The 24,439-nt window shown below is 68.1% G+C and carries 21 protein-coding genes; 8 read left to right on the top strand and 13 right to left on the bottom strand.

Going from position 1 to position 24,439, the window contains the following annotated elements:
- Positions 1 to 225: 225 nt before the first annotated feature.
- From OEJ37_RS24980 to OEJ37_RS24970, 3 genes are all read left to right on the top strand, one after another.
- A complete protein-coding gene (locus OEJ37_RS24980; RefSeq protein ID WP_174419558.1) occupies positions 226 to 372 on the top strand; it encodes a hypothetical protein in 147 nt (48 codons plus the stop codon).
- A gap of 69 nt (positions 373 to 441) precedes the next feature.
- On the top strand, positions 442 to 1,800 hold the full coding sequence (locus OEJ37_RS24975) for an aspartate aminotransferase family protein (protein WP_174419559.1): 1,359 nt from the start codon (positions 442 to 444) through the stop codon (positions 1,798 to 1,800).
- Between the two features lie 609 nt (positions 1,801 to 2,409).
- Positions 2,410 to 3,816, top strand: coding sequence for an amino acid permease (locus OEJ37_RS24970; protein WP_263346547.1), 1,407 nt, complete (start codon positions 2,410 to 2,412; stop codon positions 3,814 to 3,816).
- 20 nt (positions 3,817 to 3,836) lie between these two features.
- Here the strand turns inward: OEJ37_RS24970 and OEJ37_RS24965 are convergent, their stop codons facing one another.
- Together OEJ37_RS24965 and OEJ37_RS24960 are read right to left on the bottom strand one after the other, a co-directional pair.
- Entirely contained in the window at positions 3,837 to 5,018 is a 1,182-nt protein-coding gene (locus tag OEJ37_RS24965) for a M20 aminoacylase family protein (protein ID WP_263346545.1), read from the bottom strand.
- Between the two features lie 29 nt (positions 5,019 to 5,047).
- Complete coding sequence (locus tag OEJ37_RS24960) at positions 5,048 to 6,280, bottom strand: diaminopropionate ammonia-lyase (RefSeq protein WP_263346542.1); 1,233 nt, start codon at positions 6,278 to 6,280, stop codon at positions 5,048 to 5,050.
- A gap of 180 nt (positions 6,281 to 6,460) precedes the next feature.
- On the opposite strand from OEJ37_RS24960, the gene OEJ37_RS24955 reads away from it, so the two are divergent.
- Entirely contained in the window at positions 6,461 to 6,937 is a 477-nt protein-coding gene (locus OEJ37_RS24955) for an Lrp/AsnC family transcriptional regulator (protein WP_263346540.1), read from the top strand.
- A 76-nt stretch (positions 6,938 to 7,013) separates the two neighbouring features.
- Here the strand turns inward: OEJ37_RS24955 and OEJ37_RS24950 are convergent, their stop codons facing one another.
- The 4 genes from OEJ37_RS24950 to OEJ37_RS24935 all read right to left on the bottom strand — a co-directional run bounded on the left by OEJ37_RS24950 (position 7,014) and on the right by OEJ37_RS24935 (position 11,957).
- Positions 7,014 to 8,735, bottom strand: coding sequence for a tannase/feruloyl esterase family alpha/beta hydrolase (locus OEJ37_RS24950; RefSeq protein WP_263346538.1), 1,722 nt, complete (start codon positions 8,733 to 8,735; stop codon positions 7,014 to 7,016).
- A 28-nt stretch (positions 8,736 to 8,763) separates the two neighbouring features.
- Entirely contained in the window at positions 8,764 to 9,903 is a 1,140-nt protein-coding gene (locus OEJ37_RS24945) for a porin (protein ID WP_263346536.1), read from the bottom strand.
- A 67-nt stretch (positions 9,904 to 9,970) separates the two neighbouring features.
- Complete coding sequence (gene mhpT, locus OEJ37_RS24940) at positions 9,971 to 11,176, bottom strand: 3-(3-hydroxy-phenyl)propionate transporter MhpT (protein ID WP_174419566.1); 1,206 nt, start codon at positions 11,174 to 11,176, stop codon at positions 9,971 to 9,973.
- Between the two features lie 286 nt (positions 11,177 to 11,462).
- The gene (locus tag OEJ37_RS24935) at positions 11,463 to 11,957 is read right to left on the bottom strand and encodes a MarR family winged helix-turn-helix transcriptional regulator (RefSeq protein ID WP_174419567.1); all 495 of its coding nucleotides are present in this window, start codon (positions 11,955 to 11,957) and stop codon (positions 11,463 to 11,465) included.
- A gap of 256 nt (positions 11,958 to 12,213) precedes the next feature.
- Here OEJ37_RS24935 and OEJ37_RS24930 point away from each other — a divergent pair, with 256 nt between their 5' ends.
- The 3 genes from OEJ37_RS24930 to OEJ37_RS24920 all read left to right on the top strand — a co-directional run bounded on the left by OEJ37_RS24930 (position 12,214) and on the right by OEJ37_RS24920 (position 15,148).
- Entirely contained in the window at positions 12,214 to 12,981 is a 768-nt protein-coding gene (locus OEJ37_RS24930; RefSeq protein ID WP_174419568.1) for a GntR family transcriptional regulator, read from the top strand.
- Positions 12,982 to 13,067: 86 nt separating this feature from the next.
- On the top strand, positions 13,068 to 14,111 hold the full coding sequence (locus OEJ37_RS24925; RefSeq protein WP_263346533.1) for an aromatic ring-hydroxylating oxygenase subunit alpha: 1,044 nt from the start codon (positions 13,068 to 13,070) through the stop codon (positions 14,109 to 14,111).
- A gap of 56 nt (positions 14,112 to 14,167) precedes the next feature.
- Complete coding sequence (locus OEJ37_RS24920; RefSeq protein WP_263346532.1) at positions 14,168 to 15,148, top strand: PDR/VanB family oxidoreductase; 981 nt, start codon at positions 14,168 to 14,170, stop codon at positions 15,146 to 15,148.
- A gap of 40 nt (positions 15,149 to 15,188) precedes the next feature.
- Here the strand turns inward: OEJ37_RS24920 and OEJ37_RS24915 are convergent, their stop codons facing one another.
- The 4 genes from OEJ37_RS24915 to OEJ37_RS24900 all read right to left on the bottom strand — a co-directional run bounded on the left by OEJ37_RS24915 (position 15,189) and on the right by OEJ37_RS24900 (position 19,709).
- Positions 15,189 to 15,341, bottom strand: a complete 153-nt coding sequence (locus tag OEJ37_RS24915; RefSeq protein ID WP_175917187.1) for a hypothetical protein — start codon at positions 15,339 to 15,341, stop codon at positions 15,189 to 15,191.
- Positions 15,342 to 15,391: 50 nt separating this feature from the next.
- Positions 15,392 to 17,296: a feruloyl-CoA synthase gene (locus OEJ37_RS24910; protein WP_263346528.1), complete on the bottom strand. Its 1,905-nt coding sequence runs from the start codon at positions 17,294 to 17,296 to the stop codon at positions 15,392 to 15,394.
- Between the two features lie 91 nt (positions 17,297 to 17,387).
- Positions 17,388 to 18,839, bottom strand: a complete 1,452-nt coding sequence (locus tag OEJ37_RS24905; RefSeq protein ID WP_263346526.1) for an aldehyde dehydrogenase — start codon at positions 18,837 to 18,839, stop codon at positions 17,388 to 17,390.
- A 42-nt stretch (positions 18,840 to 18,881) separates the two neighbouring features.
- Complete coding sequence (locus tag OEJ37_RS24900; protein ID WP_174419573.1) at positions 18,882 to 19,709, bottom strand: p-hydroxycinnamoyl CoA hydratase/lyase; 828 nt, start codon at positions 19,707 to 19,709, stop codon at positions 18,882 to 18,884.
- Positions 19,710 to 19,879: 170 nt separating this feature from the next.
- Between OEJ37_RS24900 and OEJ37_RS24895 the strand changes: the two genes are divergently transcribed.
- Complete coding sequence (locus OEJ37_RS24895; RefSeq protein WP_263346523.1) at positions 19,880 to 20,773, top strand: amidohydrolase family protein; 894 nt, start codon at positions 19,880 to 19,882, stop codon at positions 20,771 to 20,773.
- Between the two features lie 88 nt (positions 20,774 to 20,861).
- On the opposite strand, the gene OEJ37_RS24890 is transcribed toward OEJ37_RS24895, so the two are convergent.
- Genes OEJ37_RS24890 through araG form a run of 3 tightly spaced genes read right to left on the bottom strand, consistent with a single transcriptional unit; the run spans position 20,862 to position 24,421 of the window.
- Positions 20,862 to 21,764 carry an SMP-30/gluconolactonase/LRE family protein gene (locus OEJ37_RS24890; protein WP_263346519.1) on the bottom strand — a complete coding sequence of 301 codons (903 nt, stop codon included), beginning with the start codon at positions 21,762 to 21,764 and terminating at the stop codon, positions 20,862 to 20,864.
- Positions 21,765 to 21,822: 58 nt separating this feature from the next.
- On the bottom strand, positions 21,823 to 22,842 hold the full coding sequence (gene araH / locus OEJ37_RS24885) for an L-arabinose ABC transporter permease AraH (RefSeq protein ID WP_263346516.1): 1,020 nt from the start codon (positions 22,840 to 22,842) through the stop codon (positions 21,823 to 21,825).
- 31 nt (positions 22,843 to 22,873) lie between these two features.
- Positions 22,874 to 24,421, bottom strand: coding sequence for an L-arabinose ABC transporter ATP-binding protein AraG (araG, locus tag OEJ37_RS24880; protein ID WP_263346513.1), 1,548 nt, complete (start codon positions 24,419 to 24,421; stop codon positions 22,874 to 22,876).
- Positions 24,422 to 24,439 lie beyond the last annotated feature (18 nt).

Raw genomic sequence — 24,439 nt, 5'->3', positions numbered from 1 at the left:
ATCCCGCCATTTCAGGAAAATCCTGTATTCGCTTATCCCGAAATTAACGGGCAAATCGCCGCGGAATTCGAAATACCCGGCCGCATACGCAAGCGATCGAGCCGGCCGGATGCATTCGCAATCGCGTATCGGATTCCCCCGTCAGCCAGCAACGACCGACTCGGACGAACACCTCGCGCCACCGCGTGCAATAACGATAGGCCACGAAAGTCCGGATAAATATCCATGGAAACCTTCACGATTCTTTTCGGCTTCCATTCACCAGTGCCATCTCCAAATCAAATAAAACTCGCGCGGAAAACACCTGCTTTCACGCTCGGCAACGTCATCGCCAACCGCAACGGATATTCGCGCTCTCGTTCGCCTCGGTAATTCCGCCCCTGTTCAGCCCCCCGCCGCCCGCGCTATCGTTTCCCCATCTTCACAGCCCCGGAGCCCCACTTGCCTTCCCGCCACGGAGTCGACCTCATCCGCGCCCGCGCGCTGTTCGATCGCGAGCGCCGTGCGTTCACCGAAGCCATGCCGGCGTCCCGCGCACTGTCCGCGGAAGCGTCCGAGCACCTGCTGTTCGGCGTGCCGTTGCACTGGATGCAGGACTGGTCGACACCGTTCTCGCTGTACGTGAAGGAAGCGCGCGGCGCGACCTTCACCGACGTCGACGGCCATCGCTATGTGGATTTCTGCCTCGGCGATACGGGCGCGATGTTCGGCCATGCGCCGGAACCCGTCGCACGCGCACTTGTCGAGCAGGCCACACGCGGCTACACGACGATGCTGCCGAGCGAGGACGCCGCGTGGGTGTCGCGCGAGCTCGCGCGCCGCTTCCGGCTGCCGGTCTGGCAGTTCGCGCTGAGCGCGAGCGACGCGAACCGCTTCGTGCTGCGCTGGGCGCGAGCGGCCACCGGCCGCAACACGATCGTCGTGTTCAACGGCTGCTATCACGGCACGGTCGACGACGTGTTCGTCGATCTCGTCGACGGCCGCCCCGTGCAGCGCGACAGCCTGCTCGGGCAGTCGTACGACCTGCTCGCGAACACGCGCGTCGTCGAATTCAACGATCTGGACGCGCTCGAAGCGGCGCTGAAGCATGGCGATGTCGCGTGCGTGCTCGCCGAGCCCGCGATGACGAACATCGGCATGGTGCTGCCCGATCCGGGCTTCTGGGATGCGGCGCGCGAACTGACGCGCCGCTACGGCACGCTGCTCGTGATCGACGAGACGCACACGATCAGCAGCGGCCCGGGCGGCTACGCGGTCGCGCACGATCTCGAACCGGACATGCTGGTGGTCGGCAAGCCGATCGCAGGCGGCGTGCCGTGCGCGGTGTACGGTTTCAGCGCCGAATTCGCGGAACGCGCAAAGCAGGCGAAGCTGAACGCGCCGCCCGGCCATTCCGGGATCGGCACGACGCTCACCGCGAACATGCTCGCGATGCATGCGATGCGCGCGACGCTGGCCGAAGTCGCGACCGACGCCGCGTATGCGCATATGTTCGAACTCGCCGCGCGGCTGGCCGCCGGGCTCGAACAGGCGATCGCGAAACACGGGTTGCCGTGGTGCGTGACGCGCATCGGCGCACGCACCGAATTCCAGTTCGCGCCCGTGCCGCCGCGCAACGGCACGCTTGCCGGCGCGCAACTCGACAGCGAGCTCGAACACATCGTGCACCTGTACCTGCTGAATCGCGGCGTGCTGATCACGCCGTTCCACAACATGATGCTCGTGTGCCCGCAGACGACGCGCGACGACGTCGACACACTCGTCGCGCAGTTCGACGCGTGCCTGGGCGAGCTGGCGTGATGCGATGCGAGTCCGGCTCGCCGGCACGCGCGAGCCGGACGCATGCTCCCGGTGATGACTTCGGCAGATCCGTCGGATCGACCGGCGTGCCGGACACGCTTTCGGCACGCATCGCGGCAGCGGTAGGCCGACGCATGACGGCGGGGCTGCACCCGCCGTGCAAAAAACTGGAAGATCGATTTATCGACAGTCAGATTTTGTTCACAAATGCCGACCACCAGTATTTTTTCCTGAAATCGTCATTTTTTCGATAACAACAACTCATCCTCCGTCGCTAGCATAGCCGTTGACACAAGGCTCCTGTCAGAGAGCCGATTTCCCTATTTGACGGAGACGCAGCTCGATGCAATACCCGATCCTTTCCATTCATTCGCACTCCATATTTCTCATTCGCGCCGCGAACCGACTCGCGTGCGCGTTTCATCCGTTGCATCGGTTTCATCGTTAACCGACAGCCCACTCGACCATCGCACCTGCCCGGCCTCGCACCGAAAGCGACCGGCACGGCTGACCACGGTCGTCTCGATCGCGCGCGAATCCGGCAGAGTCGTTCCGCGCTTGCGAACCCGTCGCGCCCCCCTTTCCTTCAATTGCAAAGAGAGTGTCCTGATGCAACAAAACGAATCGGATCTACATCGAGGTCTCGGACAACGGCAGATGCGCCTGATGGCGCTTGGCGCCGCTATCGGCGTCGGATTGTTTCTCGGCTCGGCCAACGCAATCAAAATGGCGGGGCCCGCCATCATTCTTTCCTACATCATCGGCGGCGCGGTCATCTTCGTCATCATGCGCGCGTTGGGTGAAATGGCCGTGCACGAGCCCGTTGCCGGATCGTTCAGCCGCTACGCGCGCAATTATCTCGGCCCGCTCGCCGGCTACCTCACCGGATGGAACTACTGGTTTCTCTGGCTGGTCACGTGCATCGCGGAAATCACCGCGGTCGGCATCTACATGGGCATCTGGTTTCCCGACGTGCCGCGCTGGATCTGGGCGCTCGCCGCACTGGGGATGATGGGCTCCGTCAATTTATTGACGGTCAAGGCATACGGCGAACTCGAATTCTGGTTCGCGCTGATCAAGGTCGTGACGATCGTCGTGATGATCGCGGTCGGTCTCGGCATGATCGTGTTCGGCTACGGCAATCATGGCGCGCCGACCGGCATCTCGAACCTGTGGGCGCACGGCGGCTTTCTCCCGAACGGCATGCAGGGCGTCATGATGTCGATGCAAATGGTCATGTTTGCGTACCTCGGCGTCGAAATGATCGGCTTGACGGCGGGCGAAGCGGCCAATCCGCAAAAGTCCATTCCGAACGCGATCAACTCCGTGTTCTGGCGCATCGTGATCTTCTACGGCGGCGCGCTGTTCGTCATCCTGTCGATCTACCCGTGGAACGAGATCGGCACGCAAGGCAGCCCGTTCGTGATGACGTTCGAGCGGCTCGGCATCAAGACCGCCGCCGGGATCATCAACTTCGTCGTGCTGACTGCCGCGCTTTCGTCATGCAATGGCGGCATCTTCAGTACCGGCCGCATGCTGTACAGCCTGGCGCAACAGGGTCATGCACCGCGCGGGTTCGCCGTGACGACCGCCGGCGGCGTGCCGCGCCGGGCGATTCTCGTCTCGGCGGCCGCCTTGCTGGTCGGCGTGCTGCTGAACTACCTCGTTCCCGAGAAGGTCTTCGTCTGGGTCACGTCCATCTCCACGTTCGGCGCGATCTGGACCTGGGGCGTGATCCTCGTTACGCAGATGAAATTCCGGCAGTCCCTCGCACCGAGCGAACAGCGCACGCTCGGCTTTCGCATGCCGTTCTGGCCTTACGGTTCGTGGTTCGCGTTGGGGTTTCTCGCATTCGTGATCGGCTTGATGGCGTACTTCCCCGACACGCGCGTCGCACTGCTCGTCGGCCCGGCGTGGCTCGCGCTGCTGGTCGCCTTCTACTATGGGCTGAAGCTCGAATCCGCGGCCTCGCCGGATGCGGGCCCGACGCGGCGGAGTGAGCGCCAGCGCGCCTGACCTTTGCACGATGCGTATCGTCAGGACCGCAACGCCAGCCGCGCCACTTCCGCGAAGTAGCGTGCACCGACCGGCAAGATCTCGTCGTTGAAATCGTACGCGGCGTTATGCAACGGCACGCCGCCTCGATCGGCCACGTCGCCGTTGCCGATGAACACGAAGTTGCCGGGCACGGCCTGCAGGAACGCGCCGAAATCCTCGGAGATCATCATCGGCTGCACGTCGGCGTTCACCGCGCCGGCGCCTGCGATATGCGCGGCGGCCTGCACGGCCGTGTCGACCCACTCCGGGGAATTCACCGTCGGCGCGAACTCGTACGTGTAGTCGAACGTGCAGGCCGCGCCGTGCGTGCGGCAGATCCCTTCGCTGATCTCGCGCATCCGCGTTTCCAGCAGCGCCTGCACGTCGCGCGAATAGCTGCGCGTGTCGCCCTTGATCGTCACGGTCGACGGCAGCACGTTGCGCAGCCCGTCGGTGATGAATTCGGTGCACGAGATCACGGCCTGCTGGCCCGGATCGAGATTGCGCGACACGATCGTCTGCAGCGCGAGCACGACCTGCGCGCCGATCACGATCGGATCGATGCCCATGTGCGGGCGCGCCGCATGCGTGCCGCGCCCGTCGATCCGGATCACGAAATTGTCCTCGCTCGCCATGATGCCGCCCGCGCGCGTCGAGAACGTGCCCGCGCGCATGCCCGGCATGTTGTGCGCGCCGAAGATCGCGTCGACCGGAAAGCGCTCGAACAGCCCGTCGGCCATCATCGCCTTCGCGCCGCGGCCATGCTCCTCGGCCGGCTGGAAGATGAAGCGCACCGTGCCGTCGAAGTCCTTGCGCTCGGCCAGCAGTTGCGCCGCACCGAGCACCATCGACATGTGGCCGTCGTGCCCGCACGCATGCATCTTGCCGGGCGTGCGCGACGCGTGTTCGCGTCCCGGCGCGTGCTCGGCGATGTTCAGCGCGTCCATGTCCGCGCGGATGCCGATCGCGCGTTGGCCGGAGCCCACCATCAGGTTCGCGACGAGCCCCGTGCCGCCGATGCCGCGATGCACGTCGAGCCCGAGCGTCGTCAGGATGCGCGCGACGTAGTCGGACGTGTTCACCTCTTCGAAACCCGTCTCCGGATGCTGGTGCAGATGGCGGCGCCAGGTCTTCAGTCGCTCCTGCAGCGTGCTTTCTTCCATTGCGTCGATTGTGTCCATTGCGCTTGCCTCGTCGGTCGATTGGTCGTTCAGGCCGCTACCGCCGCGCGGTTCAGCCAGTCGCGCTGCCGCGCCAGCACGGCGTCGGCCGCCTCGCCGACGCAGTTCCGGTACACGGAAGGTGCCGTCGCACCTTCCGTATTGATCGCCAGCACGCGCGAGCACGCGTCGAGCCCCGCCTGCCGCGCGAGCACCGGGTCGCGCATCAGCATCTCCAGCCCCGCAATGCCGGCCGCGCCCGATTCGCCGGCGACGAGCGGCACGTCGCGTTCGCTGCCGGCCGCGAGGCCGCGCATCGCGTGCACCGCGTCTTCATCGTCGATCAGCATGAAGTGGTCGATGCACAGCTCGAGGAAATCCCATGCGAGCGGCGACGCCTCGCCGCACGCGAGCCCGGCCATCACCGAATCGACGCTGCCGGTCGCCTTCGCCGCGCGCCCCGCGAGCGCGCTCTGGTACAGGCAGTCAGCCTGGCGCGGCTCGACCACGATGAAATGCGGCCGCTGCACGCCATCGCGCTCCCACAGGTAACTTGCCACGCCCGCGGCGAGTCCGCCCACGCCGCCCTGCAGCAACACGTGCGTGAACGGCCTCCCGTCGTATTGGGCCGCCTGCGCGGCGACCTCGGCGGCGATCACGCCATAACCCTGCATCACGTCGCGCGGAATCGCTTCGTAGCCGTCGTACGACGTATCCGACACGACGTACCAGCCGTTCGCCTGTGCAAGCTGCGCCGCGCATACGACCGACTCGTCGTAGTTGCCCGCGATGCGCACGATCCGCGCGCCGTACGCCGAGATCGCGCGTTCGCGCTCGGCGTCGACATTCGCGTGCAGCACGATCACGCAGCCGCAGCCGATCGCCCGCGCCGCGGCGGCCAGCGCACGGCCGTGATTGCCGTCGGTCGCGCTGATCACCGTCAGGTCGGCGAGCTGCGCTGCGTAGCGGCCGATGACCAGCCCTTGCGGATCGAAATCGTGGGTGCGCCGCAGGCGCTTCACGAGCCGCACCAGCGCGATCGGCGCGCCGAGCGCCTTGAAGCTGCCGAGCGGCGAGCGGCACGACTCGTCCTTCACGCTGACGCTCGCGACGCCGAGCCGCGCGGCGAGGTCGGGCAGCGCGCGCAGCGGCGTGCGCGCGTTGCCGACGAGCGGCCAGTGCGACAGCCACGCGCCGCTTTCGTCGGCCGACGCGATGTTCATCACGCGGCGCAGCGCATCGGGATAGGCGGCGCGCGACGCGCGGGGGTTGGCGATCAGCATGGCGAGAGGCTCCGGAGCAGGACCGCGCCGGCGGTCCGTCGGGTGGGTCGGATCGGGCAAGCGCGGGTTGCGTTCGCCGTCGGTCCGAAAAATAATATTGCGCATGCCGGTCAATAAAATCGCCAAATCGGTTGCCCGGACGCAAAAATTTCTCATTCTTTCGAGGTTTCACGCACCATCATGACGACCCCACTCGATGCGTTCGATCGCAAGCTGTTGATGGAAGTGCAGCGCGACGCGCAGACGCCGCAAAGCGAACTCGGCGCACGCGTGAATCTGTCGACGGCGGCGGTGAACCGGCGTTTGAAGCGTCTCGCGGAAGACGGCGTGATCGCGCGCTACACCGCCGTCGTCGCGCCGGACAAGGTCGATCATCCGCTGACGATCGTCGTGAACGTCGAGGTCGAGAGCGAGCAGATCGACCTGCTCGACGCGATGAAGCGGACCTTCGAGCTCTGCCCGCAGATCCAGCAGTGCTACTACGTGACGGGGGAATGGGATTTCGTGCTGATCCTCGCCGTGCGCAACATGGATCAGTACAACGCGCTCACGCGCGAGCTGTTCTTCGCGAACAACAACGTGAAGCGGTTCAAGACGCTGGTAAGCATGAGCCGCGTGAAGGTCGGGCTCGAGGTGCCGGTCGATTCCGGCGAGTGAGTGCGGCTGTCGCGTGTGGCGGCGAAACGCCCGGCGCGCGACTGCACGCGCCGGGCGTTTCGCATCCACGGCTACGTCAGCGGCAACTGAAGCTCGCTGCCGAATTCACGTCGCCGGTGCCGTTGTAGCGCGCCACCTGCGGATACGGGCACAGCGGGCGCGTGCGTCCCGCGCCCCACGACGCCGGCACGTCCGCACTCGGCGCCGCGTTCGTCGCGTCGCGCGCGGCAGCCACGATCGCGGCGGGCGCCTGCCCCTGCTCGACCCACGCGACGAGCGGCGTCAGCATGTCGAACTGGTCGGCCGCCGGCCCGCCCGCACAGTGGTTCATCCCGGGCACCGGATAGTAGCGCGCGAAGCTCGACGCATCGCCGCCGTTCGCCTGCGCGACCCGCTGGTACCAGTCGCTCGTGTCGTTGGACGAGAACACCGGGTCGCCCGTGCCGTGATAGACGAGCAGCTTCGCGCCGCGCGACTTCAACGCGGACAGGTTCGTCTCGTCGGGCGGCGTCATGAACGACCACGCGGATTGCGTGTACACGCCGCTCGTCGCGAAGATCGCCGGCGCGTCGTTGTCCATGTCGAAGCCAAGTGCGAAACCGGGCAGGTTCGCGAGCGTCGCGGTGCTTTTCGGCGGCGACATGAACGTGAACGCCATCGCGACCGGATCGAGCACGATGGAGTTCGACTGCTTCCACGCGGCCCAGCCGCCGCCAGCCACGCCGGGATCGTACGGAAAGCTCGCATAGAGCGCCGTGCCCGCGCTGTTGCGTGCGCCCGCGAACACGTTTTCGAGCGCGGTTTTCTGCGCGGTCGTCAGGCATGCGCCGGTGCGCGTGCCGTTCGCGCAGGTCGGAATATCGGCTTCGACGCTGAAGTGCGCCTGGCACGCGGCGACGTCCTGCACCATCCCGTCGGCCACGCCGTCGAGCGCATCGCATTTGTCGAGTATCTTCGCGCCGACGAACCGGCGCTCCGTGTCGGTGAAGCCGCTGCGGATATCCGGCAGCCCGTTCGATCCGGTTGCCGACGCGATCTTCGCGAACTGCTGCGCGCCGTACATCTCGCCGATCGCCGCCTTCGGCAAATGGAAACCCGGATCGCCCGCGATGATGCCGTCGTAGTCGGCCGGGTTGCGCACCGCCGTGACCATCGCGTGACGGCCGCCGTTCGAGCAGCCGCCGAAATAGCTGCGGTCGGGCGCCTTCCCGTAGGCGAGGCGGATCACCTGCTTCGCCATCGGCGTCAGCGCATCGACGGCGCCATAACCGTAGTCGAGCCGCGCCTGCGGATCGAGGCCGAACAGCGGGTTCTGCGCGCCGCTGTGCCCGGAATCCGAGCTGATCACCGCGAAACCCTGGTTCAGCGCATCGGTCAGCGGCCCGCCGCCGCCGATCTCGCCGGTCGCGGTCACGACGTTGCCGTCGAGCCCGCCGTTCGCCTGGTAGAAGAAGCGGCCGTTCCACGCCTTCGGCAAGCGCATCTCGAAGCCGATCGCATAGGTGTTGCCGTCCACCGCGCTCACGCGCTCATTCATCTTCCCTTCGATCACGCAGTGCTCGGCGATCGGCTTGCCGGCCACCGTCAGCGCACCGGCGGCCGCGGTCGCAACCGACGTGAACGACGTGTTCGCATACGCGAGCTTCGCCGCGAGCGCGTCGCAGGTCTGCGCCATCGCGGCCGGCGTCGCGGCGCTCAGGTGCGTGGGCGCGGAGCTGACCGAATCGTCGCCGCCGCAACTGGCGAGCATCGCCACGGAGATCGGCGCAATGCAGAGGAATGCAGATTTTCTGTTCAAGATACCTCCCGTTCGTCAGGTTGCCGGATCAGAACATGTGCTTGACGCCGACCATCGCGCCGAGCTGCCCCATCCCCGCGCCGGGCGTCGTGCCGGGGCCGCCGCCGCTGACCGCGTAGCGCGCATGCGCGCTGTTCCACAGATACGAGCTTTGCGCGTAGACCGACGTGCGCTTCGTCAGCAGGTAGGTCGCGCGCAGCGTCGCCATCGTCGCGCGCGTGTCGTGCGCGCTGTTGACGATCCGGTAGCCTTCGCCGTCAACGATGAAGTCCGGCTTGACCGCATACGACGCACCGACGAAGAACAGGTCGGAATGCGCACCGGGCGCGGCCGGCGAACCGGTCGACACGCGCCGCCCGATCCAGCCCGCGCCGATCCGTGCGCCCGCCGCCTGCGCATACGCGCTCACGTGCACGCGCGCGTCCTTGCCCGCGCTGCTCGTGAAGGCGACCGGCGCGACGCCGTCGAAGAAGTTCGCGGCCGCGCCCGTGCCGCCGCGCTGCTCCTCGTATGACGCCGCCGCACCGAAATACGCGCTGTCGTACTTGAGCATCGCCGACCAGTTGCGGCACTCGACCGCGTGGCCCGGTACCTGCCCCGCGCACGTGCCCTGCCCCGGCGAGTTGCCGGTGCCCGCGCTGTCGCGGCCGAACGAATAGGCGGCGCCGAGCGTCACGCCGCGATAGGTGCCGAGGTAAGTCACCGCGTTGTCGGCGCGGCCGTTCGGCACGTACGCGTCGAACGAGCCGAGCCCGTAGATATCGGGGCCGATGATGTCCGCGCCCTGCAGCGCGAGGTACGTCATCGTGTACTGGCGGCCGAACGCGAGCGTGCCGAAGCCGCCCTTCAGCCCGATGAACGCCTGCCGGCCGAACAGTCGCCCGCCCTGGCCGAGATCGCCGCCGCGCACGTTGAAGCCGCTTTCCAGCGTGAATACCGCCTGATAACCGCCGCCGAGATCCTCGCTGCCGCGCAGGCCCCAGCGCGACGGCATCTCGCCGGTCACGCCCGGCATCCGCACCACGTGGTCGCCGGCCGCGTTCGCGTGCGACACGTATTCGACGCCGGTGTCGATGATCCCGTACAGCGTCACGCTCGATTGCGCGTGCGCGCCGGTCGCGGCCAGCGCGCATGCGCCGGCTGCCAGCAAGGCTTTGGTGTGCTTCATGGTTAGTGTCTCCAGACCTGCGTCGATATCGCGCTCTGCCGGCGCTCGTGGGTGAAAGTAAAGAAACTCAGTCGTGTGCCTGCGGCCGCCGGATCAGCACCAGCGCCGCGACGGCGGCGACCAGCGTGACAGGGATGCTCGCGCCGATCACGACCGACGCGCTGCGGCCCATCGCGAGCAGCTCGGCGGCCGCGAGCGGGCCGACCACGGAGCCGAGCCGGCCCACCGCGACCGCGGAGCCGACGCCGGTGCCGCGCATCGCGGTCGGGTAGTACATCGCGGCCAGCGCATACAGCACCGACTGGCCGCCGACGACGAACATCCCGGCCGCGAACGCCGCGGCGGACAGCCATACGAGCCCGGGTGCGATCGCGAGCGCGGCGAGCGACAGCACGATCCCCGCGTACATGCCGCCGACGACCCGCGACGGCCGCATCCGGTCCATCGACATGCCGATGCCGAGCACGCCGAGGCCGCTGCCGATGTTGAAGAAGATCTGCACGATCCCGGCCTGGCTGCGCGCGAGCCCCTTCGCCGCCATCAGCGACGGCAGCCAGTTCAGCAGGAAGTACAGCACGATCAGCGTGCAGAAATAGCTGAGCCAGAGCGCGAGCGTGGTGCCCGTGCGCGTGCCGCCGAACAGCGTGTGCCCGACACCCGGGCGCGCGGCGCCGGATGCGCTGACGTCGAGGAACGCGCGCGATTCCGGCAGCAGCGCGAGCAACAGCGGGGCGAGCAGCAGCGGCCCGATGCCGCCGACGTAGAAGATGTGCCGCCATTCGGTGTCGCCAGCCAGCAGCACGCCGATCAGCGACGCGATCACGCCGCCGAACGGAATGCCGCAGTACATCACGGCGACCGCGCTGCTGCGCGAGCGCGCGTCGGCCGCTTCGGAAGACAGCGCGATCAGGTTCGGCATCGCACCGCCGAGGCCGAGGCCGGTCAGCGCGCGCACGACGACCAGCATCGCGAAGCTCGACACCTGCGCGGTCGCGATCGACAGCAGCCCGAACAGGCAGACCGACGCGATCAGCACGTGCTTGCGGCCGATCCGGTCGGCGAGCCAACCGCCGAGCATCGCGCCCGGCAGCAGGCCGAACGTGCCGGCGCTGAACGCGAGCCCCATCTGCGAAACCGTGAGCCCGAATTCGTGAGCCATGCGCGGCGCGGCGACGCCGACCGACTGCAGGTCGAGCCCCTCGAGCAGCGCGATCGCGAAACACAGGCCGAGCGTCGTCGCGACGGCCGGCCTCTCGGCAACGGAAGTGTCCATGTCGTCTCCAAACCTTGTACTGCGCGTCATGCCGGGACGCATGCGCGGTGTCTTTGTCGTAATCGGACCATGCGTCAGAAATTATCAGGTAGCCTGATTCATTGTCCGAAATAAAATCCGCTCGACCAGCCGGTCGTGCGGACCGTCATCCCATCGAAGGACGGGACGATTTAATAACAGGTAACCTGATATTTCAAGTGTGCGGTGCGCCGGTGTTAACCCGCAACGCGCGCGGAAGCCGGCCGGACAAGGCCGTGCGGAACGACGAAAGAAGCGAAAACGCGGTTCAGTCGCGCAGGTTGCGCACGAACAGCTCGAGCGTGCGCTGGACCTGCGCGGCGTCGGCGGCGGTCAGGTCGTCGCCGAGCATCCGGCGCTCGAGCGGCCGCAGCACCCGTTCGCATTCGCGCAGGATCGCCGAACCTTCGTCGGTCAGGCGCAGCAGGATCACGCGGCCATGATTCGGATCGGCCTCGCGCGTGACGAAACCTCGCGCCGCCATCGCGACCATCACCTCGTTCGCGGATTGCGGTGTGATGAACGAGCGCACCGCGAGCTGCGCATTGGACAGCGCACCGCGCGCCTCGAGCACCGACAGCGCCGTGTATTGCGCGAGCGTCACGCCGAGCGGTGCGAGCGCATCGCTCATCTGGCGGCGCAGCAGCCGATCGAGATTGCCGATCAGGTAGGTCAGCCGCTGCTGGGCACGCATGGGCGGTTTGGTCTCGGTGGCACGGGCAGCGCGTTTTGCGCCGGCCGGTTTGACGGGTGTCGAACTCATGAAGGTGTCGGGAGGAAGATCGCGGGCCATCTTACCTCACGCGGCCCGCGTGGCGGACAGGCTCGCAACGCCTGCATCGCGGCGGCCGGCGCACTGTATACAACTCAAACCCGATTCGGCGGTTTCGATCGTGGTTTACCCGCTGATTTGCACGATTCCACTTGATCGCGCGGCGGCGATGTATACACTTTTATCAAGCAACCTGATAACTCCGCACGCCTGCACAGGCAATGCGGCACTGCCCCCGATATCCGCCATGACCGACCTCGACGCTCCGACTTCCGACACCCGCGCCGCTTCCCCGTCGCAAACGGTCCGCACGCTGCTCGGCCTGCGCGAGCTCATCGTCGGCGGAGAACTCGCTCCCGGCGCACGCATTTCGGAGCTGTGGGTCGTCGAGCGGCTCGGCGTATCGCGCACGCCGGTTCGCGCGGCGCTGATCCGGCTCCAGGAAGAGGGGCTGATCGAGCCGATCTCGACCGGCGGGTTTGCCGTGCGCGCGTTTTCGGCGCGTGAGATCGGCGACGCGATCGAGCTGCGCGGCACGCTCGAAGGGCTCGCCGCGCGGTTCGCGGCCGAACGCGGCGTGCCGCCGTCGATGCTGCGCGACCTGCGCGCATGCGCCGACGAGATCGACGTGCTGCTCGCCGGCCCGCTGACCGACGACACGTTCTCGCGCTACGTCGACGCGAATGCCCGCTTCCACCGGCTGCTCGCGGCCGCGGCCGGCAGCGACGTCGTCGCGCGGCAGATCGACAAGGTCGCGACATTGCCGTTCGCGTCCGCGAGCGCGTTCGTCGTCGTGCAGTCGCTCGATCCGCGTGCGCGGGACACGCTGATCGTCGCGCAAGCCCAGCATCGCGCGGTGCTCGACGCGATCGAATCCCGCCAGGGTGCGCGCGCGGAAGCGCTGATGCGCGAGCACGCGCAGATCGCGCACGGCAACCTGCGGCGCGTGCTCGACAGCCAGCGCGCGATGACGAAGCTTAAGGGCGGCAACCTGATTCGCCGCGACGCCGGCTGACCGGCACGCGGCACCTTCGCGCGGCGCATGACGCGCCGCTCATCCGACGACAGACACGGCGTGCGCGCACGCCATGGAGGAGACGCATGTTCCTGAAAAACGCGTGGTATGTGGCCTGCACGCCGGACGAATTCGCCGGCAAGCCGCTGGGGCGGCAGATTTGCGGCGAACGCATGGTGTTCTTTCGCGACGCGGACGGCGCGGTCGCCGCGCTCGAGGATTTCTGCCCGCACCGCGGCGCGCCGCTGTCGCTCGGCACCGTGCGCGACGGCCGGCTCGTGTGCGGCTATCACGGGCTGACGATGGGCGCGGACGGCAAGTGCACGAGCATGCCGTGCCAGCGCGTCGGCGGCATTCCGGCGATCCGCCGCTATCCGGCCATCGAGCGGCACGGCTTCGTGTGGGTGTGGCCCGGCGACCCGGCCCAGGCCGATCCGGCGACGATTCACCGGCTGCACTGGGTCGACGATCCGGGCTGGGCGTATGGCGGCGGCCTCTATCACATCGACTGCGATTACCGGCTGATGATCGACAACCTGATGGACCTCACGCACGAGACCTACGTGCATGCATCGAGCATCGGGCAGCCGGAGATCGAGGAAGCGCCGCCCGCGACGAAGGCGAACGGCGACACGGTCACGACCAGCCGCTTCATGGAAGGCATCGTGCCGCCGCCGTTCTGGGCCGCCGCGCTGCGCGGCAACGGGCTCGCCGACGACGTGCGCTGCGATCGCTGGCAGATCTGCCATTTCACGCCGCCGAGCCACGTGATGATCGAGGTGGGCGTCGCGCATGCGGGCAAGGGCGGTTATCACGCGGACCCGCGCGACAAGGTGTCGAGCATCGTCGTCGATTTCATCACGCCGGAAACCGAGACGTCGATCTGGTACTTCTGGGGCATGGCGCGCAGCTTCGCGGTGGACGATCGCGCGTTGACGGAGACGATCCGCAACGGACAGGGCGCGATCTTCGCCGAGGATCTCGACATGCTCGAAGCGCAGCAGCGCAACCTGCTGCGCTGGCCGGACCGGCCGCTGCTGAAGCTGAACATCGACGCGGGCGGCGTGCAGTCGCGACGCGTGCTCGACCGGCTGATCGACCAGGAGCGCGCCGCCGCGCTGTCGTGCTGACCGCGTGCCGCACCGCCGCCGCATGGCGGTGCGGCACGCCTACCTCGCCATTCCTCATGAAAGTCACGCTCATCCGCAAGCTTCCCGTCGCGACCGACATCTGCGCGTTCGAACTCGCGCCGGCAGACGGCACGGCGCTGCCGCCATTTACGGCCGGCGCGCATATCGACGTCCACGTCGGCGGCTTCGTCCGCCAGTATTCGCTGTGCAACAGCCCGTCGGAGGCCGGCATCTACCGGCTCGGCGTGCTGCGCGAGCCCGCGTCGCGCGGCGGCTCACTCGCGATGCACGCATGCGAGCCCGGCACGACGCTCGACATCAGCGCGCCGCGCAACCACTTCCCGCTCGACCCGCGTGCCGCGCACAGCGTACTGCTCGCGGGCGGCATCGGGATCACGCCGCTGCTCAGCATGGCCGCGCACCTGATCGAGACCGGCCAGTCGTTCGAGCTGCATTACTGCGTACGCGAGCCGGCGCGCGCCGCGTTCCTCGACCGACTCGACACGCCCGCGCTCAAGGCCCGCACGCGACTCTGGTTCGACGACGCGCAGGACGGCCGGCGCATCGATTTCCCGCACGTGCTCGCGAAGCCGGATGCGCGCACGCACCTGTACGTGTGCGGCCCCGGCGGGTTCATCGGCGCCGTGCTCGCGGCGGCCGCGCAAGCCGGCTGGGATCCGGCGAATGTGCATCGGGAGTATTTCGGTGCGGCCGGCTTAGGTGCGGCCGGCGTGGACACCGCGGCTGCCCCAGGCGAAGGCGGAGACGACCATACGTTCCAGGTATCGCTCGCGCAATCGGGCCGCGTCGTCGACGTGCCTGCCGGCACGACGATCGTCGAAGCGCTGCGCGGCTGTGGAATCGAGGTGCCGGTATCGTGCGAGCAGGGCGTGTGCGGCACCTGTCTCACGCGCGTGCTGTCCGGCACGCCCGATCATCGCGACGTCTACCTGACCGACGACGAACGCGCGGCCAACGATCAGATGCTGCCGTGCTGTTCGCGTGCGGTCACGCCGCTGCTGGTGCTGGATCTGTGAAAGCGCGTGCGGCGCGGTGGACGCGCCGCACGCCGCCCGTTCACGCCGACAGCAGGCTTTGCGCCCAGGCAGCCAGCAACGACGCCCGGCATCCGGCCTGAACGAGCACGAACACGAGCACGAGCGCGCCGATGCCCGAACGCCGCAAGCGGATAGTCGAAGAAGTCAGCGCCGACCGCGCGCTGGTCCGCACGGAACGGATCGTCGCACGGCGCGGCGCCGACGCTGCACAGCATGCGCGCCTTATGCGCCGCGCGCCGCACCGGCGACGATCACGCCCGCATCGGCCGCGTCGCGCGCATACATCGCTTCGACCACGGCCACGCGCTGCGTCAGCACCGCGCGCTGGTTGATCGAACCCTTGTCGGTGATTTCGCCGAGATCGAGCGACGGCGGCGTGTCGAGCAGGCACAGCCGCGCGATGAACGTCGCGCTGCCGGTCGCGTCGCGGTTCAGCCGTGCCAACAGGTCCGCGAAGAACGCACGCACGGCCGGCGCCTGCAACACCGCGCGCAAGTCGGCGTCCGGCCCCGCGCCGGCGAGGCGGCGGCAATCGTCGACGCGCGGGAAGATCATCGCGCCGACGTCGTCGCGATTCATTCCGGTCACGACCGCGTCCTGCACATACGGCGCGCCGTTCGACACGATCCGCGCGCGCATCGGCCCGACGCTCACGAAGGTCCCCGACGACAGCTTGAAATCCTCGGCGATCCGGCCGTCGAACATCAGCCCGATCTCCGGACGCTGCGGATCGACGAAACGCACCGCGTCGCCGCTGCGGTAGTAGCCTTCGTCGTCGAACACCTCGCGCGCGTCGTCGCGGCCTGCGCGCCAGTAGCCGGCCATCACGTTCGGCCCCCGGAAGCGCGCCTCGAGCTTGCCGTCGACCGGCACCAGCTTCGCGTCGCAGCCGGGCGCGGGCAGGCCGATGTAGCCGGCGCCCGACATCGGCCCGGTGGTGAACATGCATGACGGCGCGGCCTCGGTCATCCCGAGGCCCGCCATGATCCGGATGCGCTCGCCGCAGTGCGCGAGCGTCACGCGCTCGAGCCGGTCCCACGCGGCCTGCGACAGCCCCGCGCCCGCGAAGAAATACATCTTCACGCGCGAGAAGAAGGTCGCGCGCAGCGCCGCGTCCGTTTCGAGCGCGGCGGTCAGTTCCTCCCAGCCTTTCGGCACGTTGAAGTACACCGTCGGCGCGATCTCGCGCAGGTTGCGCAGCGTCTCGTCGAACTTGCCGGCGACCGGCTTGCCGTCGTCGATATACAGCGTGCCGCCGTTGTACAGCGCAATCCCCACGTTGTGGCTGCCGCCGAACGTGTGGTTCCACGGCAGCCAGTCGACCAGCACCGGCGGCTCGATGCCGAATTGCGGAAACGTTTCGAGCAGCATCTGCTGGTTGCTGCACAGCATGCGGTGCGTGGTCGGCACCGCCTTCGGCAGCCGCGTCGAACCGGACGTGAAGAGGAACTTGGCGATCGTATCGCCGGTTATCGCATCGTGCGCGGCGTCGACGCTGCCCGGCACGGTGTCGAGCAGCGACGCGAGGCGCGTGACGCCGTGCATCCCGTCCGCCGCCGACACGACCACGCGCTCGACGTCGGGCGGCACCGTCGCATCGAGCGCGGCGCGGAATACATCGCCGTCGGCGGCAAACACCAGCCCCGGCGTCAGCAGCGCCAGCGCATGGCGGAGCTTGCCGTAGTCGCTCGACACGAGCGAATACGCGGGCGACAGCGGCGCATACGGAATGCCGGCCCACAGCGCGCCGAACGCGACCTGCAGGTGTTCGAGATCGTTGCCGGACAGGATCGCGACCGGCCGCTCGGCCGACAGCCCGCGATCGAGCAGTGCCTGGCCGATCGCGCGTGCGCGTTCGAGCATCTGCGCATAGCTGATGCCGATCCACGCGCCGTCGGGGCCGCGCCGCGCGACGAGCCAGCGGTCCGGATGCGCTTGCGCACCGCTGACGAGCCGGTCGGTCAGCCGGCGCGGATACGCGCCGAGCGCGGTCGATGCACGCAGGGTCCAGCAGCCGTCGCGTTGCGCGATGTCGGGCGGCGCCGCGCCGATCGCGACGGGGCGGTAGCCGGCGGGGGCCGGCTGCGCGGCGGCGATGCCGCGCAGTTGGGTCGGATCCGCATCCAAGGTCTGTCTCCAGTCGGTTCCGCCGGCGCGCTTGCAGCGCGCGGCGGGAACTTCATTGTGTCGTTGTCGTAGCCGCTGCGCGGCGGCCCGCTCAGATCGGGTAGTGGCGCGGCGCGGTCTGCACGGTGATCCAGCGCAGATCGGTGAATTCGGCGATCGACGCCTTGCTGCCGAACCGGCCGTAGCCGCTCGCCTTCACGCCGCCGAACGGCATCTGCGCCTCGTCGTGCACGGTCGGGCCGTTGATGTGGCAGATGCCCGACTCGATCCGTTTCGCGACCTGCATCGCGCGTGCGATGTCGCGGCTGAACACCGCGGCCGACAGCCCGTATTCGCTGTCGTTCGCGGCAGCCAGCGCCGCTTCGTCGCCGTCGACGCGCTGCACGGTCACGACCGGCCCGAACGATTCGTCCGCGTAGAGCTTCATGTCGCGCGTCACGCCGTCGACGATCGTCGGCTGCATCACCGCGCCGTCGACTTCGCAGCCGAGCGGCAACGCCGCGCCGTGCGCGCGCGCATCGGCGACCAGCGCCGCGATGCGCTGCGCGGCCGCCGCGCTTTCCAGCGTGCCGAGCACGACGCCCGGTGCGGCCGGATTGCCCGCCTTCAGCGTACGCGCCTTCGCGACGAGCCGCTCGACGAACGCATCGGCGACTTTCCGGTCGACGATCACGCGCTCGGTCGACATGCAGATCTGGCCCTGGTTGAAGAACGCGCCGAACGCGACCGCGTCGACCGCCGCATCGAGATCCGCGTCGTCGAGCACGAGCACCGGCGCCTTGCCGCCGAGTTCGAGCAGCGCCGGCTTCAGGTGCTGCGCGGCGAGCGTCGCGACGATCCGGCCGACGCGCGTCGACCCGGTGAAGTTGACGCGTCGCACCGCCGGGTTCGCGATCAGCCGTTCGACGATCGCCGGTGCGTCCTGCGGCGCATGCGTGATCACGTTGACGACGCCATCGCCGAGCCCCGCGTCATGCAGCACGCTGCCGATCAGCCGGTGCACGCCCGGGCAGCCTTCGGATGCCTTCAGCACGACCGTGTTGCCGCACGCGAGCGGCATCGCGAGCGCGCGGGTCGCGAGGATCACCGGCGCGTTCCACGGCGCGATGCCGAGCACGACGCCGCACGGCTGGCGCACGGCCATCGCGAGGCTGCCCGGCACGTCGGACGGAATCACCGCGCCGTCGATCTGCGTCGTCATCGCGGCGGCCTCGCGCAGCATGTTGGCCGCGAGCATCACGTTGAAGCCGTACCAGTTCGCCATCGCGCCGGTTTCCGCGCGGCCGATCTCGATGAATTCGCCGGCGCGCGCGTCCATGCGGTCGGCCGCCGCGAGCAGCCGCCGGCGGCGCTCGGTCGGCGCGAGCGCCGCCCACGCGGGAAACGCGCGCGCGGCCGCCGCGACCGCGGCGTCCGCATCGGCGAGCGTCGCCGCGGCGGCGCGCGACGCCACCTGTCCCGTCGCCGGATCGATCCGGTCGAACGTTCCGCCATCCGACGCGCCGCGCGACACGCCGTCGATCAACAAATTCACTTCGTGCATTTCGCTGTCTCCGCTCAGTCCGGTTGCGTGCCGCGTCGCGCGTCAGCGCTTGTATGCCTGCAGGCCCGGCTTGATGCTCTTGTCGTCGAGGAACTGCTTGAGGCCCTGCTCGCGGCCGCCTTCCGGATCGCGATAGTTCGCCTGGTCGAGCTTCGCGTACAGGTAATCCTCGTTCTGCTCCCACGTCAGTTCGCGGCAGCGCTTGAAGCCGTGCTTCGCATTGCGGATCACGACCGGATTCTTGTCGAGCAGCTTCGCGGCGAGTGCAAGCACTTCGTCGCGCAGTTGCGCACGCGGCACGCTCTTGTTGACGAGCCCCATCTTCGCGGCCTGCTGCCCGGTGAAGGTATCGCCGGTCATGATGTAGTACAGCGCCTCGCGATGCCCGACCGTGTCCGCCATCGCCTTGCTGACGAGGTTGCCCGGCGGGATGCCCCAGTTGATCTCCGACAGGCCGAACACGGCTTCGTCGGCCGCGATCGCGAGATCGCACGCGACGAGCGGCGAGAAACCGCCGCCGAAGCACCAGCCATTGACCATCGCGATCGTCGGCTTCGAATACATGCGCAGCAGCTGCCACTGCCAGCGGCTCGCGTCGCGGCGGATCTTCTCCTGCAGGATCTCCGGGCCCGCGTCCACTTCGCGGAAATACTCCTTCAGGTCCATCCCGGCCGTCCATGCGTCGCCCTCGCCGGTCAGCACGAGCACCTGCGCTTCGGCGTCGAGCTCGACCGTTTCCAGCACGTCGATCATCTCCGTGTTCAGCGTCGGGCTCATCGCGTTGCGCTTGTCCGGACGGTTCAGCGACACCCACGCGATCCCGCCCTCGACAGCGACCTTCACCGTTTTCCAGCGACCTTCGTAACTCATCTTCGTTCTCCAATGACCGTGCCGCCCTGCGCGACTCGACGCCAATTTACTATCAGGTAACCTGATATGTAAAGTAGAATGGAAGCGGCTCGGGACAAACCCCTAAACGGGCACGAACGCGCGGTTTCGCACCGCGCGGCGCCTGCCCTTCACGACATGAGGAGACACGCTTGGACGTCCGCAACCTGATCGCCATCGACACGCACGTGCATGCCGAAGTGTCGTGCTGCCAGCCGCCCGACCTGTTCGCGAAGGAATTCGACGACGCGGCCGACAAGTACTTCGGCACGGTGCTGAAGCAGGGCCGCCGGCCGACGATTCCGGAGACGATCGCGTATTACCGCGAGCGCCGCATCGGCTTCGTGATGTTCACCGTCGACTGCGAGACGAACATCGGCCGGCGCCGCATTCCGAACGAGGAGATCGCGCAATTCGCGCAGGACAACGCCGACGTCATGATCGCGTTCGCGAGCATCGACCCGCACAAGGGCCGCTTCGGCGCGCGCGAGGCGCGCCGCCTGATCGAAGAACACGGCGTGAAGGGTTTCAAGTTCCACCCGACGATGCAGGGGTGCTTTCCGAACGACCGGCTCGCGTATCCGATCTACGAGGTGATCGCCGAACACGGGCTGCCGGCCGTGTTCCACAGCGGTCATTCGGGGATGGGATCGGGCATGCGCGGCGGCGGCGGGCTGCGTCTGAAGTACTCCGAACCGATCCACCTCGACGACGTCGCGGCCGACTTTCCGGACATGAAGATCGTGATCGCGCACCCGTCGTGGCCGTGGCAGGAGCAGGCGCTGTCGATCGCGCTGCACAAGCCGAACGTCTACATCGACCTGTCGGGATGGTCGCCGAAGTATTTCTCGCCGGAGCTGGTCAAGTATGCGAACACGCTGCTCAGGCACAAGGTGCTGTTCGCATCGGATTTTCCGCTGATACGGCCGGATAGATGGCTGGAGGATTTCCACGGCGCCGGGTTCCGACCCGACGTGCACCCGCTGATCCTGAAGGACAACGCGGTGGCGTTGCTGGGGCTGGGGCTCGACGCGCCGCGCGAGTGACGCGCCGAGTGGTGAATGCGCCGATCGAGGCACGGCGGCCGGCGCGGTCATGCGCCGATGGCGCGTCCGCCGGCCGCGCCGGGGGCGCTCAGGTTGCGCGCTTCGGCATGAACCGCGCGGTCGGCAGCCCCGCATGCCGCGTCTGCGCGACGAACACGCCGCCCGCATGCGCGTCGCTTGCCAGCGCGTCGTCGCTCAACCCGACGCGCGCGCTCGTCACGTACAGGCGGCCTTCGCCATCGAGCGCCGCGCAGCTCGGCTGCGCGGTCGGCACGTCGACGCGCGCCGTCTCGACGCCGTCCGGCCCGTAGCGCACCACCCGCCGTCCGCCCCACTGCGCGTTCCACAGGCCGCCGTCGCGATCGATCGTCGAGCCGTCCGGGTCGCCGTCCGCATCGGTCAGGCGCGCGAACGGCCGCACATTCGCGACGTCGCCACCCGCGCGGTAATCGCAGACGAAAATCTCGCGCACCAGCGAATCGCAGAAATACATCTTCGAACCGTCCGGCGAGAACGCGATGCTGTTCGCGATCGCCGCCGGCGGCAGCGCGAGCCGTTCGAGCGTGAGATCCGGATTGAGCCGGTAGAAACCACCGACCGCACGCGGCGGCTCGCCGCCTTCGTCCTTCATCCCGAACACGAACGCGCCGAACGGATCGCAGCGGCCGTCGTTCAGCCGGGTCGGCAGGTCGGATTCGACCTCGACGATCCGCGTGAACGCACCGCTGCTCAGGTCGAAGAATGCGAGATGCGTCGCGAGCCCGACGAGCAGCACGTCCGGATCGTCGGTCAGCGCGAAACACGCGAGCCGCTCGGGCATCGGCCAGTGCGCGAGCTCCGAACCGTCCGCGCGGCATCGCCACAAGCGCGCGCCTTCGATGTCCGTCCAGTACAGCGCGTGTGTCGCATCGCACCACGTCGCGCCTTCGCCGAGCGTGTTGCGGCTGTCGGCCAGCAGCGTCGCCGACGCGGCCGGATGATTCTGTTGCATGCCGTCTCCCGATATCTGTCGCATGGATCCATCGCTTTCGCGAGCGACGCGCTACCGGTCAGATCTTCATCGCGCGCCGCTGGTTGCGACGATACTGGTCGAACAGCACCGCGAGCAACAGAATTCCGCCGCGTATCAGATATTGGTAAAAGGTCGGTACGTTCAGCAGGCTCATCGCATCCTGCACGGAGCCCATGATCAGCACGCCGACCAGCACGCCGGAAATCGTCGCGACGCCGCCCGTCAGCGACACGCCGCCGAGCACGCACGCGGAGATCACGCCGAGCTCGAGGCCGACCGACGTCTTCGGATCGCCGAGGCTCATCCGCGACGCGAGCATCACGCCGGCAAAGCCCGTCACGAGCCCCTGCAGCACGAACACGGTGATCTTGATGCGCATCACCGGCAGCCCTGCGAGCAGCGCGGCCTCGCCGTTGCCGCCGACGGCGAGCACGTTCTTGCCGAACACCGTCTTGCGCAGCAGGAAGCCGAACACGACGAAGCCGATGATGTTGCTCCAGATCGGATACGAGATGCCGAGGAACGAGCCGGACCCGAGTTCGAAGAAGCGTTCCTCGGAGATCATCACCGCGTCGCCGTTCGACGTGATGAACGCGAGCCCGCGCACGACTTCCATCATTGCGAGCGTGACGATCAGCGAATTGATCCGGTAACGCGCGATCAGCACGCCGTTGACGAGCCCGACCGCGCCGCCCGCGAGCACGCCGGCCGCGGTGCCGAACAGCACGCTGTGCGTCGCGGTGATCAGCGTCGACGCGACGACGCCCGAGAACGCGACGATCGACGCGACCGACAGGTCGACCTCGCCGAGCGCGAGCACGAACATCATCGTCACCGCGATCGAGCCGATCAGCGTGACCGACAGCAGCAGGCCCTGGATGTTGCGCGGCGTGAGGAAGTCCGGCACCGTCAGCGACAGCGTCGCGAACAGCACGAGAAACACCATCACGATGCCGGAGCGGTTGATCAGTTGCCACACGCCGCTGCGCGCCCTCATGGGCGCGGCAGCGGCATCGGGGGACGGGGAAGTACGTTGGGGTTGCATTGCCTGGCTCATATCTTTTGCATTCCGGTTGAACAGCAAGCCACTAGCGCGGCAGCGCGAGCTTGATCAGCGCATCGGGCGTCGCCTGCGCCTTCTCCACTTCGCCCGCGATCCGTCCTTCCTTCATCACGATGATCCGGTCCGACACGCCGATCACTTCGGCCAGATCGCTCGACACGAGGATCACCGTGCGGCCCGCTTCCGCGAGTTCGTAGAACAGGTTGTAGATTTCCGCGCGCGCGCCGACGTCGATGCCGCGCGTCGGCTCGTCCATCAGGAACACGTCGATGCGCTCGGCCAGCCAGCGCGCCAGCACGACCTTCTGCTGGTTGCCGCCGGACAGCGCGCCGATCGGCGTGTCGCCGTCGCGGGTCTTGATCGCGAGCCGCTCGATGTAGCGTTGCGCGAGCTCGCGCTCGCGCCGCATGTCGAGCAGCATGCGCGCCGGGCTGAAATGCCGGCGCGCGCTGATGTTCAGGTTGTCGGCCACCGACGCGATCGCGACGATGCCTTCCTGCTTGCGGTCTTCCGGGCACAGCGCGATGCCGGCGCGCACCGCGTCGCGCGGGCTGGCGAACGCGACGCGCCGCCCGCCCAGCTCGACGTGCCCGGCGCTCGGGCGCACCGCGCCGTACAGCAGCTTCATCAGCTCCGAACGGCCCGCACCGACGAGCCCGAAGAAGCCGACGATCTCGCCGCGCCGCGCGGTGAACGACACGGGCTCGGACAGCCCGGGCCCCGCCAGCCCCTTTGCCTCGATCAGCACGTCGCCGGCCGCGCGCGGCCGGTAGCCGTACACGTCCTCGATCGAGCGGCCGACCATGCAGCCGATCAGCCGGTCGCGGTCGAGATCGGCGACCGAATCGAACGTGTCGATCCGGCGGCCGTCGCGAAACACGGTCACGCGGTCGCACAGTTCGTAGACCTCTTCCATCCGGTGCGTGACGTAGATGATCGCGCGACCTTCCGCGCGCAGCGCGCGGATGATCCGGAACAGCTGCGTGGTCTCGCGCGCGGACAGCGAGCTCGTCGGTTCGTCGAACGCGATCACGCGCGCGTCGCGCATCAGCGCCTTGCCGATCTCGATCATCTGGCGCTGGCCGATCGACAGATACTTCACCGGGATGCCCGGGTCGATATGCTCGCCGAGCCGCTCCAGCGCATCGAGCGCACGCGCGGCGAGCGTGCGCTCGTCGACCACGCCGAGCCGGCTCGGCAACTGCCCGAGCATCAGGTTCTCGGCAACCGTCAGCTCGGGCACCAGATGCAGCTCCTGGTAGATGATCGCGATGCCGGCCTCGAGCGCGGCGCGCGTCGACGCGAAGCGCTGCGCCGTGCCGTTCAGCGTCAGCGTGCCGGACTGCGGCTGGTTCACGCCGGACAGCACTTTCAGCAGCGTCGATTTCCCCGCGCCGTTCTCGCCCATCAGCCCGTGCACTTCGCCCGCGCGCACCGACAGCGACACGGCGTCGAGCGCGCGCACGCCCGGGAACGTCACCGTGATGCCGTCGAGCGCGAGCAGCGGGCCGGCGGCCGCGCCGGTTTCAGCGTCGTCGCGGCGGGACACGGCCGTCATCGTCTGCGTCGTCATTGCGTTTTCACCCCGCGT

Source organism: Burkholderia sp. BKH01 (assembly GCF_025685725.1).
In the GTDB taxonomy this organism is placed as follows: Bacteria; Pseudomonadota; Gammaproteobacteria; order Burkholderiales; family Burkholderiaceae; genus Burkholderia; species Burkholderia pyrrocinia_C.
The sequence above is the reverse complement of the archived record's forward strand: the minus strand, read 5'-3'. Positions and strand labels throughout refer to the sequence as shown.